This is a genomic window from Advenella mimigardefordensis DPN7, from assembly GCF_000521505.1.
GTDB lineage: Bacteria > Pseudomonadota > Gammaproteobacteria > Burkholderiales > Burkholderiaceae_B > Advenella > Advenella mimigardefordensis.
In genome coordinates this window covers 2,142,361-2,159,160 of record NZ_CP003915.1, presented here as the reverse complement: position 1 = coordinate 2,159,160, position 16,800 = coordinate 2,142,361, and the positions used below count along the sequence as shown (strand labels likewise).

Genomic DNA, 16,800 nt, shown 5'->3' with positions numbered 1-16,800 from the left:
TGGTCATTTGCATCACTTATAATCTGATCAGTCGTCCAGCCTTACTTTTTGAATCTGCTGGAAAGAAACATTACCCCGTATCCCTAATCTTAATAATACCGGACAACATATGATTCACAGCATGACGGCTTTCGGCAGCGCCCGTTCCGAATTCCTGCTTGGCAGCGTAAGCGTAGAACTCAAAGGCGTCAATAGCCGCTATCTTGATCTGGCCTTCAGAATTCCCGATGAACTGCGTCATGCGGAAACCGCCCTCAGGGAGCTGCTTGGCAGCCATCTGAAACGCGGCAAACTGGAAGTGCGCGTCTCTTTTGCCCGCTCGGGCAGCCTGCAACAGCGGGCCTTCGAAGTAGATCAGCTCACGCTGATTAACGAACGCTACCTGGCGGCACGCAAAATTATTCCGGATCTTGCGGCACCGGGCATGAGCGATCTGCTGCACTGGCCTGCTCCCAATGAATACAACGAAGATGATTCGCCGGCCATGTGGCTGAATCAGTGCATGCAAGCAGGACGCAGTGCGCTGCAGGAGCTGATCCTTGCCCGGGCACGGGAAGGCACGCGTCTGGCGACCGCCATGCTTGAGGCAGCCGACGAAATGAAAAAAGTCATTGCCACTATTGAAGAGCGACTGCCCGGGATTCTGGAAGAATACCGCAAGAAGCTCGCCGGAAAACTGACCGATACCCTGAACGCCGCCTGCCCCAACGGTTTTGAACAGATCAGTGGCGCCGAATTGTCAGCACGCATCGCCTCGGAGTCATCCCTGTTCTCGCTGCGCATTGACGTCGCAGAAGAACTGACAAGACTGGACTCCCATTTGAAGGAGCTCAGCGTTATTCTGTCTACCGGCAAATCGGAATCAAAATCGGCAGCCAAGTCACTCAGCCTGGGCAAACGCCTGGATTTCCTTTTTCAGGAAATGAACCGGGAGGTCAATACACTGGGATCCAAGTCCAGTTCTCTGGAAATCACGCAATCGGTCATTGATCTTAAACTGCTGATCGAACAATTGCGTGAACAGGCACAGAATATCGAATAGACAGATCGAATAGACAGATCGAATACACAGATCGAATACACAGATCGAATACACAGATTGAATAGACAGATCAAATAAGCCGCGCCGACAACAGAACAGACGGCTGCGGCCTGCCGCCATCAGGATGCGGGCGCGGCCTTATCTACCCACGGCAGATCAGGCGGCGTGAGGCGCTTCATATCCGTATTCACCTTTGCAAACCGCGGATCATGCGCGTTCCAGTCCTTCTGCGCCTGAATAATGTCCTTGCGCGAACCGACGAAATTCCACCAAATCTGAAAATCGGGCACATCAATCGGCGTGCCGCCCAGCAGCAACAGGCGGGATTCGGCTGTGGTCTCAATGTGCACACTCGTTCTGCCCGTGCCAAGAAATGCCACTTCATTCAACTCAAACAACTGACCGTCAATACTGGCCGGTGAACCGGTAATCAGAAACAGACCATATTCGAACTCGGGATTCAGCGTCAGCTCAATGCTGTCAGGCCCCTGCGCTTCGATATCCACCCCAACCAGTGGCGTGAACTGGCGGGTCGGTGCCCGCTGCCCGGCAAATTCGCCGGTGAGCAAGGTAAATCGCGTATTGGCCTGCTGCCACTCCGGCAGTTGCGGATAATGCTCAAAGGCCGGTGCAATGGGCGTTTCCGACTGCGGCAAGGCAATCCAGAGTTGCACCGCATGCAGCACATCGATTCCCGGCGGCGTCTGTTCCGTATGCGCGATACCATGCCCGGCGGTCATCAGGTTAACCTGCTTGCGACGAATCACCTGCTCGTTGCCCAGGCCGTCTTTGTGTAACACTTCCCCTTCAAGCATCCAGGTAAAGGTCTGCAGATTGATATGCGGATGCTCACCCACCTGCATACCCGGATTGCCTTCTTCAAAGCGGGCCGGCCCGGCATGATCCAGAAAACACCAGGATCCGATAGTACGTCGCTCACGATTAGGTAAGGCGCGGGCAACGGGAATACCGCCAACATCGGCGATGCGCGGTTTGAGTTTCTGAATAGTCATGCCGTTTTCCTGTTATGTACGATGAATGTTCGATAGATAACCGTCATTTGCAGTGGCGGTTGTATCCCAAGGCAAGCCGCAGCACCTGCTGTATCATGCACTGCGGCTTGTGTGCAGCGCAGATCAGCCACGTCCGACATACGGCATTTTAGTAGCCATGATTGTCACAAACTGCACGTTGGTTTCCAATGGAAATTCACACATGGCGCGCACCGTCTGGGCCACATGCGCCACATCCATCACCGGCTCCACACGCGTTTCGCCGTTTGCCTGAATAATGCCCTTTTGCATGCGCTGCGTCATTTCGGTACCGGCATTACCGATATCCACCTGGCCGCAGGCGATATTGTAGGCACGTCCATCGAGCGACAGCGACTTGGTTAACCCGGTAACGGCGTGTTTGGTAGACGTATAGGCAATACTCATGGGCCGCGGTGCATGGGCCGAAATGGAACCGTTGTTGATAATGCGCCCCCCTTGCGGATCCTGATAGCGCATGACGCGAAACGCTGCCTGCGCACACAGGAACATGCCGGTAAGATTCACATCCACAATATCCCGCCACTCCTGTACCGAGAACTCATCGACAGGTACCGGCGTACCACCCCGCCCCGCATTATTAAAAAGCGCATCGACGCGCCCGTACTCACGCTGAGCGGTATCGAACAACCGACGTACGTCTTCTTCTTTGGTCACATCGGTTGGTACCACCAATGCCCGGGTCGCATCGGCACCGGCCGCCGTGCGGGTCTCTTCCAGGGCTTGCTCGCGTCTGCCTGCCAGCACAACGGCATAGCCGGTGCCCAGCAACTCCAGCGCCACTGCACGCCCGACGCCGGATCCTGCTCCGGTGACCACGGCGACTTTAAGGGGAGGTGTATTCATTCTTCTTGCTCCTTTGGAAACGGAACCGCTATGCTATCAGGTTTGAAATCATTGCTACAGGCGCGCGGCGCCTGTTTTTTTCATACTGTTTCATGCGACAGGCCAGACACCATCCAGAACGCATGCCCTGGTCGGATCGGGCCCTGTCATAGCGAGAAAAAACAGACCAGTTCGAACAATTGCCGAAAAATGATGTATTTTTTGCTATGATTTTCTTTTGCCGCCACCGTCATCATTATGCTTAAATTTCCCGGTAATGTCTTCATGATTATCGCACCCAGCGGTGCGGGCAAATCAAGTCTGGTTAATGCGCTGCTGGCGCAGGACAACAATATTTCCCTGTCTATCTCCTGCACGACCCGCGATCCGCGGCCGGGAGAACAGGAAGGTCGCGAATACTATTTCACCACCAAGCAGGACTTTCTGCAATTGCGCGACGCCGATCAATTGCTTGAATGGGCCGAAGTGCACGGCAATTTTTACGGCACACCGCGTTCACCTATAGAAAAAGCCATTGCCCAGGGCAAGGATATTCTTCTGGAAATTGACTGGCAGGGTGCGCGCCAGGTACGGCAGCATTTCCCCGGCGTTACCGGCATTTTCATCCTGCCCCCCTCCATCGACGTACTGGAAACCCGTCTCACCCAGCGCGGACAGGATTCGGCCAGCGTCATCACGCGACGAATACTGGCGGCAGGAAACGAGATCGCGCACGCGCCGGAGTGCGAATATGTTATTATCAACGAAGATTTTGCCACAGCCCTGAGTGAATTACAGAAAATCGTTGCAGCCGCAAGGCTCCGATACCAGTCCCAGGCCGCCCGGCATGCCCAACTCTTCTCCCAACTCGGCATTTCCGACTCTGCTCGGTAATGTGACATTAACTTTTTTGCTTACCCGCTAAGGACTTTACCATGGCTCGTATTACTATCGATGATTGCATGACGCACATCCCCAACCGCTTCAATCTGACACTGGCCGCCACCTACCGTGCCCGTGAACTGGCTCAGGGCCATGAACCACGTGTTGATCCGGACAAGGACAAACCTACCGTGATTGCGTTGCGTGAAATTGCCAAAGGCCTGACTGGCGCGGAAATGCTTCGCAAAGTACCTACCTGATTGGTAGATAGCGGCAGCTTACATGGGACTCAAGGACGCCTCTTCCTCGCTCTTGCACGCGCTGCGTGCCGGGTCCCCTTTTCGCCGCCGAAACCGTAACGGCCACAGGCCGACAGCACAGGCGGACACGGCCAGTGTCGGTGTGTCCACACCGCAAGCCGACGAACAGCGTATTCCGCCGCAAGCGATTCCCAACAGCACTACGCGCCACGAACCGGTCATTGCATCGCTGGCGCATTTGACCGAAATGCTATCCACTTATATGGATAGCAAGGAAATCGACAAGGTACGGGAAGCCTACCGGTTTGCCGACCAGGCGCATCTGGGCCAGTTCCGCTCATCCGGCGCGCCATATATTACCCATCCGATTGCGGTCACGGAAATCTGCGCAGGCTGGAAGCTGGACTCCAACGCCCTGATGGCGGCCCTGCTGCATGACGTGATCGAAGACCAGAACGTATCCAAGGCAGAGCTGGCCGAAAAATTCAATCCGGACGTGGCCAATCTGGTTGATGGCCTGACCAAGCTGGAAAAACTCAACTTTGCGACCAAGGCCGAACAGCAGGCGGAAAGCTTCCGTAAAATGCTGCTGGCCATGGCCAAAGATGTGCGCGTCATTCTGATCAAACTGGCCGATCGGCTGCACAATATGCGCACGCTGGATGCCGTTGGTGGGGAAAAACGCCGCCGGGTAGCCAACGAAACGCTGGAAATCTACGCACCCATTGCTCACCGCCTTGGCTTGAATGCCCTGGTGCGGGAATTACAGGATCTGTGCTTTGAAGCCAGCCACCCAAATCGCTACAATGTGTTGAAAAAAGCCGTGCTGGCCGCGCGTGGCAATCGTCGCGAAGTGCTCACCCGTATCGCCGAAAATATTACATCTGCCATGCCGGCCAATGGCATTGAAGCAGAAATAAGCGGTCGGGAAAAATCGCTGTTCAGCATCTACAACAAGATGCGTGAACAGAAAAAATCCTTCTCCGAAGTACTGGATATCTATGGCTTTCGCATTATCGTGCACACCCTGCAGGAATGCTATCTGACCCTGGGTACCATTCACCAGCTGTACCGGCCGGTGCCCGGCAAGTTCAAGGACTACATTGCCATCCCGAAAATCAATGGCTATCAGTCCCTGCATACCACGTTGGTGGGCCCCTATGGTACGCCCATTGAATTTCAGATTCGTACGCGGGACATGGATCACATTGCCGAAAAAGGCGTCGCCTCGCACTGGATGTACAAGGAAGACGATATTTCGCTGAATGATCTGCAAAAGCAGACGCATCGCTGGCTGCAGTCGCTGCTCGATATCCAGAGCCAGACCGGGGATTCCGGCGAATTTCTGGAACACGTCAAAGTTGACCTGTTCCCCGACGCGGTCTATGTACTCACGCCCAAGGGAAAAATCGTCTCCCTGCCGCGTGGCGCTACGCCTATTGATTTCGCCTACGGTATTCACACCGACATTGGCAATCAGGCGGTGGCCGCAAAAATCAATGGCGAATTTGTTCCATTGAAAACCGAGATTAAAAGCGGCGATACCATCGAAATTATCACGTCGCCGGCTTCCGAACCCAACGTTCAGTGGCTCAATCATGTACGCACCGGCAAGGCCCGTTCCGAAATCCGTCATTTCCTGAAAACCGTCAAATATGAAGACTCCATTCATTTTGGCGAAAAAATGCTCAGGCAGGCCCTGCAGGAACTGAACATTCCCCTGCCGGATGCCGACAATGCCGAATGGGAAAAACTGGCACGCAGCTCCGGCGCATCGTCGCGCGAAGAGATTCTGGCCGACATCGGTCTGGGTCGCAGGCTGGCCGCGGTTGTGGCTCGCCGCTTTGCAGTTGAAAACGCCATGCTGGCCACCAGCGCCGCAGTGATTGATGAAGTATCCATCGCCCACGCCGGGATGATATTCATTCAGGGCAATGAGGGCCAGGCCGTACAGCTTTCCGGCTGTTGCAGCCCTATTCCCGGTGACAGCCTGGTCGCCTTAATCCGTCCGGGTCACGGCCTGGTCGTCCATACTGACGATTGTCCGACTGCGGCACGCCTGCGCTCCCGGGAACCGGACCGCTGGGTGCAGGTGTACTGGGATGAAGAAACGGCCTCCCATCTGCCGGTACGCATGGAAATTGTGATTCGTAACGAAAAAGGCGTACTGGGCCGAATTGCGGCGCAAATCTCAGCAGCAGACTCCAATATTCTTACGATGTCCATGAACGAAGACGCGCAGAACCTGGCCGTAGTGCACCTGACCATCCAGGTCCACGACCGTAAGCACCTGGCACGCGTATTTCGCATGGTCCGCCACGTATCGCAGGTGCAAAAAGTAGCGCGCCTGAAAGTCAGACCCAATCAGGATCCGGTACTGTAGCTGCCAGACGGCCCGAAATCAGCGTAATGGTGTTATCACAGCGGGCTGCCAGTTTTTGGTCATGCGTGACCAGCACCAGTGTGGCCGCTTTTTCCCGATTCATTTCAAACATCAGATCGGCAATGCGCTGGCCGGTTTCCGTATCCAGGCTGCCGGTAGGCTCGTCGGCAAAAAGAATCGCAGGACTCACCACGAAGGCACGCGCCAGTGCAACACGCTGTTTTTCTCCCCCGGACAAGGTTTTGGGATAATGATTCATGCGTGAAGCCAGCCCTACCCGCTCAAGCATCTGCTGGGCGGCCTCACGTGCCGGTTGCCCCTGCAACTCCAGCGGAAGCATGACATTTTCCAACGCGGTCAGATTCGGCAGTAACTGAAACGACTGAAACACAAAACCGATATTCTGGGCCCGCAATACGGCACGGGCATCTTCATCCATCTCGAAAATATTTTTTCCCATCAAACGCACCTGCCCGGAAGACGGCGTGTCCAGGCCCGCCAGAATGCCCAGCAGCGTTGATTTTCCAGAGCCGGAACTACCTGTAATAGCCAATGTTGTACTGCGCTCAAGCGCAAAGGAAATATCATCTAAAATGTCCAGCGTACCAGTTGCCTCGGCAACGTGTTTTTTTAAATGAGAAACTTCTATGACAACATCTGCGTCCATGATTCGTGTTCTATCCATTCTGATAAGTTTGTGGGTATTCATCTGGCCGCAAGCGGTCCGGGCCCAGGAGCAGCCGGAACCGGCCAATGCTCCGGTCATCCTGGTGGTGGGCGATAGCCTGTCTGCCGAATATGGTATCAGACGCGGTGCCGGCTGGGTGCAGTGGCTGGCGGAGAATAAAAAAGAGGCGCTGGGCAATGCGCAGGTGATCAATGCCAGTATCAGCGGCGATACCACTGCGGGCGGACGCAGCCGCCTGCCTGCCCTGCTGAAAAAACATCAGCCTGCTGTCATGATACTTGAACTGGGTGCCAATGATGCGCTCCGCGGTCTCTCGCTGGATGCCAGCCGTGACAATCTGCAAAGCATGATAGACAGCGCCAGGGGCATCAACGCCGAAGTGGTATTGATCGGCATGCAGATCCCGCCCAACTTCGGGCCGGATTATGCCCGCCAGTTTCAGGAAATGTTCACCACGCTGGCAAAAGAAAAGGACACCCATCTGGTGCCCTTTCTATTCGCATCATTTGCCCTGCAGCGGGATATGTATCAGGATGATGGCATCCACCCGGCCGAACAGGCCCAGCCGCTGATGGCGCAGACGGTGTGGCCGGTTCTGCAACAGGCGCTTACTGATTACCGGCAGCGTCGTTAATCACTTTCGCTGCATCCGGATACACCTTCACGTCGTGCGTCTGGCGAATCATGCGGGTCACGCTCTGGGCTGTTTGCGCCCCGGTACCGGCCACCATGGCCTGACGCAAATACTGGTCAAACATATTACGGGCATCTGCTGTCGGCTCGGTGACTTTCTCGATCTGGGCAATGGCATAACCATTCGGCACTTCAAAGCCGACAAAAGCGGGCAATGAGTCGGCTGGCGCATTCATGATCGCATTAAGCATGCTTGGTGGCAATTGCGCCTGTGTCAGACGGCTGATGGTGGTTTCCTTGCCAAATCCGGTCAGCTCGCCCGGGCCTTTTTCCTTAAGCATGGCCAGTTCGGCGATACCGTCTTCGCTTGCCTGCTTTTTACCCTTCTCATCACGAATGCGATTCAGGACCGTTTCACGAACGTCATCCAGTGCGGGCACGGCTGCCGGAACGTCCTTGGCCACATGCACCACCATCAGCTCCGATGGCGAAATCTCGATCACACCGGAATTTTTGTTCTGCTTAAGCACTTCGTCGGAAAACAGCGTCTCGCGCACCCGGCCTGATTCAAAATAAGCGGCATCTTTGCTATCGGCCGCAGCATTGTCGCCCACCTGATCTTTAGGCAACAAGGCCGTCTGACTCACACCGTTCACATGGTGGATCTCCAGTTCAAGTGCATCGGCCAGCGGTTGCAGCGAATCGCGTTCTGTACTGGACAACTGGGTCAGTTTGGTTGAAAGATCGGCAAATTTTTCAGACGCCTGCTGTAAGGCAATTTCCTTTTTCAGGGTATCTTTCAGTTGCGCCAGTGGCTGAACCTCGCCCGGCTCAATATTGGCGATCTGCAGCACATGCCAGGCATTGTCGATTTTGACCGGATCGGTAATGCCAGGCGCCTGCGGATCAAAAGCCGCGGCGTCAAGAGAGGCAATGTCGCCTTTGGAAATCGTACCCAGGCTACCACCCTGATTTTTTGAACCTGCATCATCGGAATAGGTCTTGGCCAGTTCGGCAAAAGATGCCGGATCTTGCCTGGCCTTTTCGGCTACTTCATTGGCCTTGTCCTGAGCTGCTTTCTGTGCGGCTTCATCGGCGCCGGCAGGAATCTGGATCTGGATATGGTTGATCTGGCGACGCTCTTTTTTGGTGTATTTGGCGATATTGGCCTTGTAATAGCTTTCAATATCGGCGTCGGAAATGTCACCCACCGTTTTGAGGGCTGCATCCTGGTTCAGGACGATGTAGTCAACATTGACATACTCCGGCACCTGCAGCGATTGCTTGTTCTTTTCATACCAATCGGTCATTTCCTGGTCACTGACCTGCACCGACTGCTCGTAGGCCGCGGCCTCAAAGGTCTTGAGTCTGACGGTGCGCTCCTGTGTCATGGCAGTCTGCAGCAAGGCCGCCGTTTGTGCGGGAATACTTACCGTGCCGGCGACAGGCTCAAGCAGCTGAGCAAAGGCCAGTTGCTGGCGCACGTACTGCTCATAATCAACGTCACGGATATTGCGCTCGGCCAGAAACTGGCTGTATTTCTGAAAAGAATACTTGCCGTTGTCCTGAAAATCAGGCGTGCTGGCAATGGCCTGCCGGACCATATTGTCGGTGGCGTTAAAATGCCGGTCCAGCATTTCCTGCTGCAGCACCTGATTGTCTACCAGCTGGTCAAGCCAGGCCTGGCGATTGGCTGGTGTATCGACTGCATTGATATTGAAATTGCTGCCGTTTTGCTCGCGCAACTGATTCAGGCGTTCACGCCAGGACTGATCAAACTGCGCCTGGGTAATGTCGTTTTTGCGTACCGAGGCCAGCTTCACGTCATTATTGGTAAACGACTGGTAGTCGGCAATCCCTAAGAAGACGAAAGAAGGCACGACCAGAACGAACAGAACGATGAGCAATAAACGTTTATGCGTGCGAAAGGATTCTAGCATTGTGTTCCCGACCAAAATAAATGTCTGAGGCGAAAGCGAAAAGCCACCTGATGGCATAGCTTCCCAGAGTAACCGCTTATTTTAAGCGGTTTTTCCATTAAAATAAAACTTTAGCATCAATTCAGGCAATTGGCAGACATGGGACTGCGGCGCTTGCTGCGTGGGCCACCATGTGACCATACCGGTTAATGCTGTCTGCTTCCCCTTATTTCACGCTCCGTGGTGATCGCATGTCTTCGAAATCCCCTGTTTCCTGGCCATATCCTGCCGTTATTGCCCATCGTGGTGGTGGCCGCATTGCTCCCGAAAACACACTTGCCGGCCTGCGTTGTGGCTATGATCATGGCTTTCTCATGTCAGAGTTCGACGTCAAGCTCAGCGGCGACAACGTCCTGGTTGTGCTGCACGACGATACGGTAGACCGTACCTCTGACGGTTCCGGCGCCGCTGCCGGCATGACCTTCACCGAACTGGCCCAACTGGATATGGGGGGCTGGCATTCAGCCTGGTACGCAGGAGAATCACTGCCCACCTTCAGCCAGTTTGCCCGCTTCATTCTGGAAAACGGCCTGCTTTGCAATATCGAAATCAAGCCATGCCCGGGTCGCGAAGCGCAAACCGGTGCTGCAGTGGCGCAGGCCGTTAAGCAATTATGGGCAAAAGGCGGTGTGGCCCCACTGGTGTCGTCCTTTTCGCAGGAAGCGCTGGCGGCCTTTGCACAGCAAGCGCCTGATGTACCGCGTGCGTTCCTGATCGACTCCCTGCCCGAGGATTTTGAAGCCATTCTGGTGTCGCTAGGCTGCCAGGCCATCAATCTGAACCAGAAATATCTGGACGAATCCTCCATCGCACGCATCCACGCTGCCGGCTACAAGGTTTGCGCCTATACTGTCAATGATTACCGTCGGGCCAGGCAGTTGCTGGGCTGGGGCTGCGATGCTATCTTTACGGATGAACTCATCCGCATTCCCGCCGATCTCGGCGTCTATTAAAGCACTAATAAAAGCACCAACACATGTTCAGTTATCGTCATGCCTTTCACGCCGGCAATCACGCCGACGTACTTAAACACGCCGTCCTGTTGCACATTCTTGATTATTACAATCGCAAGGATGCGCCCTACTGGGTGATCGACACACACGCCGGCGCCGGCGTGTATGACCTGACGGACGCCTGGGCGGAAAAAACCGCCGAATTTCGTGATGGAATTGAACGGCTGTGGCACCAGCCAGCGCTGCCTGAGCTGCTGGCCAACTACATTGATCACGTGCGGCAACTCAATGACCAGGGCGGGCTGAATGTGTACCCCGGCTCGCCATGGATCGCTTTGCAACTGATGCGCCCGGCAGACCGGTTGCGCCTGTTCGAACTGCATCCCACTGAAATTACGCATCTTGAAGAAAACATCCAGATGCAATCACGGGACGTGGCAAGGCAGGTCAGCATCTTTGAGAAAGACGGATTTACCGGGCTGCTCTCGCAACTGCCCCCGGCCCCGCGCCGCGGCATTATTCTGATCGATCCATCCTACGAAGACAAGAACGACTATCGCCATACCCTTACGGCAGTAAAGGACGGATTAAAAAAATTCGCTACGGGTTGCTTTGCGGTCTGGTATCCACTGGTACGACGCAAGGAGGTACACGACATGCAAAAGCAGCTGGAAAAAATCAGCGATTCAGGCTGGGTGCATGCACGCCTTGCGGTAAAAAAACCGCCGGAAAACGGGTACGGCCTGTATGGCAGCGCCATGTTTGTGGTTAATCCACCTTATACACTGGTGGCTGCCCTGCGCGAAGCCATGCCCGTACTGGAACAGCAACTGGCCCAGGATGATCAGGCACAGTTTTCACTTACTCATCTGGATAAATAATTTCCAGCACTTCCAGTTGTTTCACACCTGACGGAGTACGCAATGTAACCGTCTCGCCTTCCTGGGCCTTGAGCAGCGCCCGGGCGACCGGCGAGATCCAGCTGATTTTCCCCTGCAGGGGCTCAGCTTCGTCAACGCCCACAATGGTAATGCGAAACTCTTCACCCAGCTCATCGCAATAAAGCACCTGGGCACCAAAAAAGACCCGGTCACGATCAGGCTGTTTGCCGGGGTCTACCACTTCGGCCATCTCCAGCCGCTTGGTAAGAAAACGGATGCGCCGATCAATTTCACGCAGCCGTTTCTTCCCGTAAAGATAATCGCCGTTCTCTGAGCGATCGCCATTGGACGCAGCCCATGAAACGATCTGAACGACGTCGGGTCGCTCTTCATTCATCAGATGCGTCAATTCATCACGCAGCGTATTGTAGCCATCGCGCGTCATGTAATTGCGGGTGCCCGCCGGCAGAACAACGGCCTCGGGACTCTGATCGTCCTCGTCGTCGTCTTCCTTTTCCTTTACAAATGCTTTATTCATAATGTCAGTTGAATGCTTTCCACACGGGAACAAGGTCACTTGGCATGGGCGGCAAACGGCCCAGATCCATGCGGCTTTCCTTGGGGCTATGAAAATCTGATCCGCAAGATGCGAGAAAACCATATTGACGCGCTACATTGGCATACTGGTGGTACTGATCGGGCGTGTGGGAACCGGTAACCACTTCGATCCCCCTGCCCCCCATCAGTTTGAATGTGCGAAACAGTGTCGTAAATTCCCGGCGCGAATACTTATAACGACCGGGGTGTGCAATAACCGCGATACCGCCAGCGGCATGGATCCAGTCAAGCGCCTCGTCCAGCCCGGCCCAATCACCGGCCACATAGGCGGGTTTGCCATCGGCCAGATAGCGATCGAATACGTCCTGCATGGTTTTGCAGTACCCCTGCTCCACCATATAACGCGCAAAATGCGTGCGGCTCAGCAAATTCGGATTTCCCGCATAGCCAAGCGCCCCCTCATAGGAACCGGTAATCCCCAGTTCAGCCAGTTTGTCTGCCATTTCATGGGCGCGCGTTTCGCGATCATGCCGAATCTTTTCCAGCCCCTGGTTAAGCCGGGTGTTTTCAATATCGATATTCAATCCGACCACATGTAAGGTGCGTTCCGCCCAGCTCACCGAAATCTCAATACCCGAAACGAACTGCATGCCCAGTGATTGGGCCGCCTCCCGGGCCTGAGGAATCCCGCGGATTTCATCATGGTCGGTCAGGCTCCACAAGGTCACGCCATTGGCGTGCGCACGTGCGGCCACCTCGGCTGGCGTCAATACGCCGTCCGATGCGGTAGAGTGGCAGTGTAGATCCGCCTTGAATGCCTGCGACTCAGTCATGGTGCTTCCTGTAATACCGATAAATACTCGTTTATGCCCGGCAACCCAAATAAGCCGGGTTCTTGCATATGCCGGGTTGTTGCATATGCCGGGTTCTTGCGAATGACCGCCCAGTCCCGACGCCAGGCAAGCGTCCGGGTACAAAACAGCTGTCATCTACCTGACATTTTACGCCCTCCGCCCGGCAAAGACATCGTTTAGGCGTTTTTAGAGCGCGAAGGCGCATTCGCTACCGTTCACGACAACAGGAACCGGCGCACGGCCTGCACCTGTGAAGGCGGCAATAATGAAGGTGCATGGCCGGTTTCAGGGATTTCAATCATTTGCAGGTGCGGATTGCGAGCCTGCATTTGTTCCGCCGTGCTTTTGCTTAACAAATCGGACCGTTCGCCCCGAATCAGCAAAATCGGGCATTGCAATGCCTCAAAGGCCCGCCACAACATGGCCTCTCCAGCCTTGAGCATTTTTTCATCTTTAAGGCCGGCAAACGCCTGGGCGATCGCCAGATCGTAATGCTGGGTCCAGATCTGACCTTTTTGCACGATGACCGCCTTGGTAAAGTCCACCCATTCTTCATCGCCTAACGGACCGAAAGACGCCGCGTTGGTTTTCATATGATTAACCGCGGCCTCAAACGAGTCAAACTGCAGGGGAACGCCAACGTAGCTGGCGATCCGCTCGATCGACGCCAATTCAATCGCCGGTCCTACATCGTTCAGAATCAGCTTGCCCAGCGCAAGGCCCGTGGTCCCGGGCAATGCGCTATTGCCTGTCGCGGCAATCGCTGCATCCTTGGCGCCTACAACCGCGCAAAAGGCCAGTGCAATCAGCCCCCCCATGGACGTGCCCAGCCAATCGAGCGATTGCGGCTGCAGCCGTGCCAGCAAGGTATTGATATCTGAAACATACTGAGGCACGACATAACTGGCGGGATTGGTCAGAAAATCGGATGCGCCGCGTCCGGCGATATCCGGGCAGACAACACGATATTCTTTGGACATGGCCCTGGCCACTTCATCGAAGTCATTGCCATTACGCGATAGCCCGTGCACGCACAACAAAACGCGTCCATTGGCCGGGTCGCCCCATTCCTTATAGGCCATGCGATGAATACCGGCAGGACTCATGCAGTTGACGAAATTCAAACGGGGTGATTGCATAAAAACTCCTTGAATGGCCTAGCGTTAAAACGGAATGCATGCCAGCGCATCCTGAGCGGCGGTGCATTGGGGGAATAACGACGAGACAGAATAAAATCTGTGGTCAGCATGGGCGTGCCCGGGCCTGATTATCATAAGCTAAAAGCCATCCCAATAGCGCCGTCGCGCAGACCTGGCTGAATTTACCCACAGGCCATCGGCACCGGAGCGAATCCGGATCGCGCCCGCTTCTATGGTATCCAGATATAACTGCGCGGTAGCGCGCCAGCGTGCCGCCACGTCTCCTGCAGGATGACCGTAACGATTCAGATAACCTGCCTGCGCGAAGACCAGAGCCGGCTGCATTGCCCGGGCAAAGGCGACCGACGACGAACTGGCCGAACCGTGGTGCGGCGCCATGATGACATCCGTGGCAGGTAGCTGCTCTGGTGCCTGCAGCAGCCTGGCTTCGACGCTCGCGTCAATATCACCGGTAAGCAATGCGGATTGATGTTTGCCCTGTATTCGTAGTACACAACTGTGATTATTGTCCGCTTTCAGTGGTATGTGCCCTGTTTCAGAAGGATGGTAAAAACGGAACTGCACGCCATCGTACGCGAAGCGCACACCGCGCCGGCAAAGGTCAAATGTTGCCTGGCGGTTTTTAACAAGCAGATCCCGCTGCAGCGCATCCTGTTCGCGTTCAAGATATTGATTCAGTGCAAACGAAGCATAGGCGTGCCTGACGTTAACCTGCTGCAATACACTGCCCGCACCGCCCGCGTGATCAAGATCAGAATGGGAAATAATGAGCTCGTCAAGCGTATCAATGCCTGCCGCACGCAAATAAGGAACAATCACCTGATTGCCGCTATCGCTTTCCATACCGGTACGCAAGCCCGTGTCAAACAACAGATGATGTTCCCGTGTGCTGACGAGTACAGCAGCACCCTGACCAACATCCAGTGCAGTCATGAACCACTCTCCCGGCAATGGCCTGGCGGGTCGAAAAAACAGCGCCGGAATCATGAGTGCCAGACCCGATGCCCGCCCCGGCAATCCCCGGGGCAAAACAAACACCACTAGCCCGGCCATACCCAGCACCACCCAATAGCCAGGCACCGCTGGAAAATCGGCCGCCGCCCATTCCATGCCCGCTAAGGCATGGGCCACCGCCAGCACCTGCTCCAGCAGCCAATGCACCCTATCGGCCAGCCATACGGCTGCCGATGGCCATGAGCCGGTAGCGCAGAGTACCGCCAGCAACAGCGCGAGCGGCGTAACCATGCCACCGATGACAGGGATCGCAAACGCATTGACCAGCGGCGACACAAAAGCATATTGCTGAAACAGGCCGATCAGCAACGGCGCCAGAGCAACACTCATGAACAGCTGCATTTTTGCAGCGTCCCAAAGCCGCTGAAGGCCCTTTTGCACCAGACCCGACGTGACGGTCACGCGGCGCTCGCTACGTGCTCCCCACAGCATGAGACAGGCAATAGCGGCAAAGGATAGACAGAATCCGACAGACAACACCGCCCACGGGTCCAGCAACAGGATACACAAGGCTGAAAGCGCGAGCAGAGTTGGTCCTTTTACCCGCACACGACCGATTGCAGACAGCCAGAATATGACAAGCATCATAAAAGTACGCTGCGCCGGCACGCCCCACCCTGCCAGCACCGAATAGATGGCCGCAACCACCAAGCCACCGCTGACAGCAACAATCTGGGCAGGTCTGCGTTCGGCCAGTTGCTTGCCTTGCAAACGCATCCGTCGCCACAAGCGAAATACGCCCACACTGCCCAGGGCTGCGAGCATGGTAATGTGCGAGCCGCTGATAGAGACCAGATGGGTGATGCCCGTGAGATTGAAAACGTTCCAGTCGTCCTTGCTGATACCGGCCTGGTCCCCCATGACAAGTGCAATAATCACCGGAGCATAGCGCTTGTCTTGCAACACCTGGATCAATGCACGACGCAGCGAAAACCGCGCCCGTTCAATGCAGGAACCCCAATCCCGGCAAAGTTCATCACGCAACAGCCGTCCCGGGCCTATGACTGTTCCGCTGGCGCGCAGACCTGCCGCAAACAGATAGGCGTCGTAGTCGAACCCATGAAAATTACGTGATGCATGATTGCGTCTGAGTTTTACCGTCATTTGCCAGATCTGTCCGGGCCGCAGATCAGGCAAACCTGCCTGCGGCCGTTGCGGTGGCGAATACGGCCCGCCACGCGCGCCGCTATACCAGCGCAGCAGCACCCTTTCCGGCACCCGCGCCGCAGATGGTCCGCCAATAATGCGCGCCTCGAATGCCCATCCGTTAATCAGATCCCGGGGTAAACCCGCCACCTGTACCTGCACGGTTAGCGGACGATTTTCCAGATGCCGGTCAAGACTGTCTGCCAGACGAGATTGCGCTCGCCATACCGAATACAGCATACCGCTAATCAGGCATAAACCCAGCACGCAAAGTGGCAGTACGATCCTGATGAGAAGCCGATTGCGCACAAACACGTGCTTCAGTATCAAAGCGCACGGCGCATGAAACCCGTTTGATGAGGCATGTAATGACACCATCAACAACCAGCAGCAACACAGACAAATCAACCATGCAGCCATCAGCTTCATCGTGGACGGCAGCTTCGGGAGCCATTGAACCATGGCAATCCCACACGCAATACTGCACATC

The 16,800-nt window shown here is 55.3% G+C and carries 15 protein-coding genes; 7 read left to right on the top strand and 8 right to left on the bottom strand.

Annotated features, from left to right (window positions below; genetic code table 11):
- The first annotated feature begins 109 nt into the window (after positions 1-109).
- Complete coding sequence (locus MIM_RS09950; RefSeq protein WP_025372605.1) at positions 110-1,042, top strand: YicC/YloC family endoribonuclease; 933 nt, start codon at positions 110-112, stop codon at positions 1,040-1,042.
- Between the two features lie 119 nt (positions 1,043-1,161).
- Here the strand turns inward: MIM_RS09950 and MIM_RS09945 are convergent, their stop codons facing one another.
- Both MIM_RS09945 and MIM_RS09940 read right to left on the bottom strand, forming a co-directional pair.
- The gene (locus tag MIM_RS09945; protein ID WP_025372604.1) at positions 1,162-2,055 is read right to left on the bottom strand and encodes a pirin family protein; all 894 of its coding nucleotides are present in this window, start codon (positions 2,053-2,055) and stop codon (positions 1,162-1,164) included.
- Between the two features lie 123 nt (positions 2,056-2,178).
- Positions 2,179-2,940 (bottom strand): SDR family oxidoreductase, encoded by a 762-nt coding sequence (locus MIM_RS09940; RefSeq protein WP_025372603.1) that lies wholly within the window; start codon positions 2,938-2,940, stop codon positions 2,179-2,181.
- A 264-nt stretch (positions 2,941-3,204) separates the two neighbouring features.
- Between MIM_RS09940 and gmk the strand changes: the two genes are divergently transcribed.
- From gmk to MIM_RS09925, 3 genes are all read left to right on the top strand, one after another.
- On the top strand, positions 3,205-3,813 hold the full coding sequence (gene gmk, locus MIM_RS09935; RefSeq protein WP_042071228.1) for a guanylate kinase: 609 nt from the start codon (positions 3,205-3,207) through the stop codon (positions 3,811-3,813).
- A gap of 41 nt (positions 3,814-3,854) precedes the next feature.
- On the top strand, positions 3,855-4,061 hold the full coding sequence (gene rpoZ, locus MIM_RS09930; protein WP_014750561.1) for a DNA-directed RNA polymerase subunit omega: 207 nt from the start codon (positions 3,855-3,857) through the stop codon (positions 4,059-4,061).
- A gap of 247 nt (positions 4,062-4,308) precedes the next feature.
- Entirely contained in the window at positions 4,309-6,444 is a 2,136-nt protein-coding gene (locus MIM_RS09925; RefSeq protein ID WP_407638155.1) for a RelA/SpoT family protein, read from the top strand.
- Here the strand turns inward: MIM_RS09925 and MIM_RS09920 are convergent.
- Positions 6,416-7,111, bottom strand: coding sequence for an ABC transporter ATP-binding protein (locus MIM_RS09920; RefSeq protein WP_025372600.1), 696 nt, complete (start codon positions 7,109-7,111; stop codon positions 6,416-6,418). The genes MIM_RS09925 and MIM_RS09920 overlap by 29 nt on opposite strands.
- On the opposite strand from MIM_RS09920, the gene MIM_RS09915 reads away from it, so the two are divergent.
- Positions 7,110-7,766 carry an arylesterase gene (locus MIM_RS09915; protein WP_025372599.1) on the top strand — a complete coding sequence of 219 codons (657 nt, stop codon included), beginning with the start codon at positions 7,110-7,112 and terminating at the stop codon, positions 7,764-7,766. The two genes, MIM_RS09920 and MIM_RS09915, sit on opposite strands and share 2 nt — an antisense overlap.
- Here MIM_RS09915 and MIM_RS09910 read toward each other — a convergent pair.
- Positions 7,741-9,705 (bottom strand): SurA N-terminal domain-containing protein, encoded by a 1,965-nt coding sequence (locus MIM_RS09910; protein ID WP_042071225.1) that lies wholly within the window; start codon positions 9,703-9,705, stop codon positions 7,741-7,743. The two genes, MIM_RS09915 and MIM_RS09910, sit on opposite strands and share 26 nt — an antisense overlap.
- Positions 9,706-9,935: 230 nt before the next feature.
- On the opposite strand from MIM_RS09910, the gene ugpQ reads away from it, so the two are divergent.
- Both ugpQ and MIM_RS09900 read left to right on the top strand, forming a co-directional pair.
- Positions 9,936-10,697 carry a glycerophosphodiester phosphodiesterase gene (gene ugpQ, locus MIM_RS09905; RefSeq protein ID WP_025372597.1) on the top strand — a complete coding sequence of 254 codons (762 nt, stop codon included), beginning with the start codon at positions 9,936-9,938 and terminating at the stop codon, positions 10,695-10,697.
- A 23-nt stretch (positions 10,698-10,720) separates the two neighbouring features.
- The gene (locus MIM_RS09900) at positions 10,721-11,578 is read left to right on the top strand and encodes a 23S rRNA (adenine(2030)-N(6))-methyltransferase RlmJ (RefSeq protein WP_025372596.1); all 858 of its coding nucleotides are present in this window, start codon (positions 10,721-10,723) and stop codon (positions 11,576-11,578) included.
- Here MIM_RS09900 and greB read toward each other — a convergent pair.
- The 4 genes from greB to MIM_RS09880 all read right to left on the bottom strand — a co-directional run bounded on the left by greB (position 11,559) and on the right by MIM_RS09880 (position 16,688).
- On the bottom strand, positions 11,559-12,116 hold the full coding sequence (gene greB / locus MIM_RS09895; protein WP_025372595.1) for a transcription elongation factor GreB: 558 nt from the start codon (positions 12,114-12,116) through the stop codon (positions 11,559-11,561). The genes MIM_RS09900 and greB overlap by 20 nt on opposite strands.
- 4 nt (positions 12,117-12,120) lie before the next feature.
- Positions 12,121-12,969 carry a 3',5'-nucleoside bisphosphate phosphatase gene (locus MIM_RS09890; protein ID WP_025372594.1) on the bottom strand — a complete coding sequence of 283 codons (849 nt, stop codon included), beginning with the start codon at positions 12,967-12,969 and terminating at the stop codon, positions 12,121-12,123.
- A 236-nt stretch (positions 12,970-13,205) separates the two neighbouring features.
- Positions 13,206-14,129, bottom strand: coding sequence for an alpha/beta fold hydrolase (locus MIM_RS09885; RefSeq protein WP_025372593.1), 924 nt, complete (start codon positions 14,127-14,129; stop codon positions 13,206-13,208).
- Positions 14,130-14,267: 138 nt separating this feature from the next.
- Positions 14,268-16,688 carry a DNA internalization-related competence protein ComEC/Rec2 gene (locus MIM_RS09880; protein WP_245592849.1) on the bottom strand — a complete coding sequence of 807 codons (2,421 nt, stop codon included), beginning with the start codon at positions 16,686-16,688 and terminating at the stop codon, positions 14,268-14,270.
- Between the last annotated feature and the right edge of the window lie 112 nt (positions 16,689-16,800).

Bases quoted from the DNA above. Each gene is read 5' to 3' on its own strand.
- MIM_RS09950 (WP_025372605.1), top strand. From the start codon at position 110: ATGATTCACAGCATGACGGCTTTCGGCAGCGCCCGTTCCGAATTCCTG.
- MIM_RS09945 (WP_025372604.1), bottom strand. From the start codon at position 2,055: ATGACTATTCAGAAACTCAAACCGCGCATCGCCGATGTTGGCGGTATT.
- MIM_RS09940 (WP_025372603.1), bottom strand. From the start codon at position 2,940: ATGAATACACCTCCCCTTAAAGTCGCCGTGGTCACCGGAGCAGGATCC.
- gmk (WP_042071228.1), top strand. From the start codon at position 3,205: ATGATTATCGCACCCAGCGGTGCGGGCAAATCAAGTCTGGTTAATGCG.
- rpoZ (WP_014750561.1), top strand. From the start codon at position 3,855: ATGGCTCGTATTACTATCGATGATTGCATGACGCACATCCCCAACCGC.
- MIM_RS09925 (WP_407638155.1), top strand. From the start codon at position 4,309: ATGCTATCCACTTATATGGATAGCAAGGAAATCGACAAGGTACGGGAA.
- MIM_RS09915 (WP_025372599.1), top strand. From the start codon at position 7,110: ATGATTCGTGTTCTATCCATTCTGATAAGTTTGTGGGTATTCATCTGG.
- MIM_RS09920 (WP_025372600.1), bottom strand. From the start codon at position 7,111: ATGGACGCAGATGTTGTCATAGAAGTTTCTCATTTAAAAAAACACGTT.
- MIM_RS09910 (WP_042071225.1), bottom strand. From the start codon at position 9,705: ATGCTAGAATCCTTTCGCACGCATAAACGTTTATTGCTCATCGTTCTG.
- ugpQ (WP_025372597.1), top strand. From the start codon at position 9,936: ATGTCTTCGAAATCCCCTGTTTCCTGGCCATATCCTGCCGTTATTGCC.
- MIM_RS09900 (WP_025372596.1), top strand. From the start codon at position 10,721: ATGTTCAGTTATCGTCATGCCTTTCACGCCGGCAATCACGCCGACGTA.
- greB (WP_025372595.1), bottom strand. From the start codon at position 12,116: ATGAATAAAGCATTTGTAAAGGAAAAGGAAGACGACGACGAGGACGAT.
- MIM_RS09890 (WP_025372594.1), bottom strand. From the start codon at position 12,969: ATGACTGAGTCGCAGGCATTCAAGGCGGATCTACACTGCCACTCTACC.
- MIM_RS09885 (WP_025372593.1), bottom strand. From the start codon at position 14,129: ATGCAATCACCCCGTTTGAATTTCGTCAACTGCATGAGTCCTGCCGGT.
- MIM_RS09880 (WP_245592849.1), bottom strand. From the start codon at position 16,688: ATGGTGTCATTACATGCCTCATCAAACGGGTTTCATGCGCCGTGCGCT.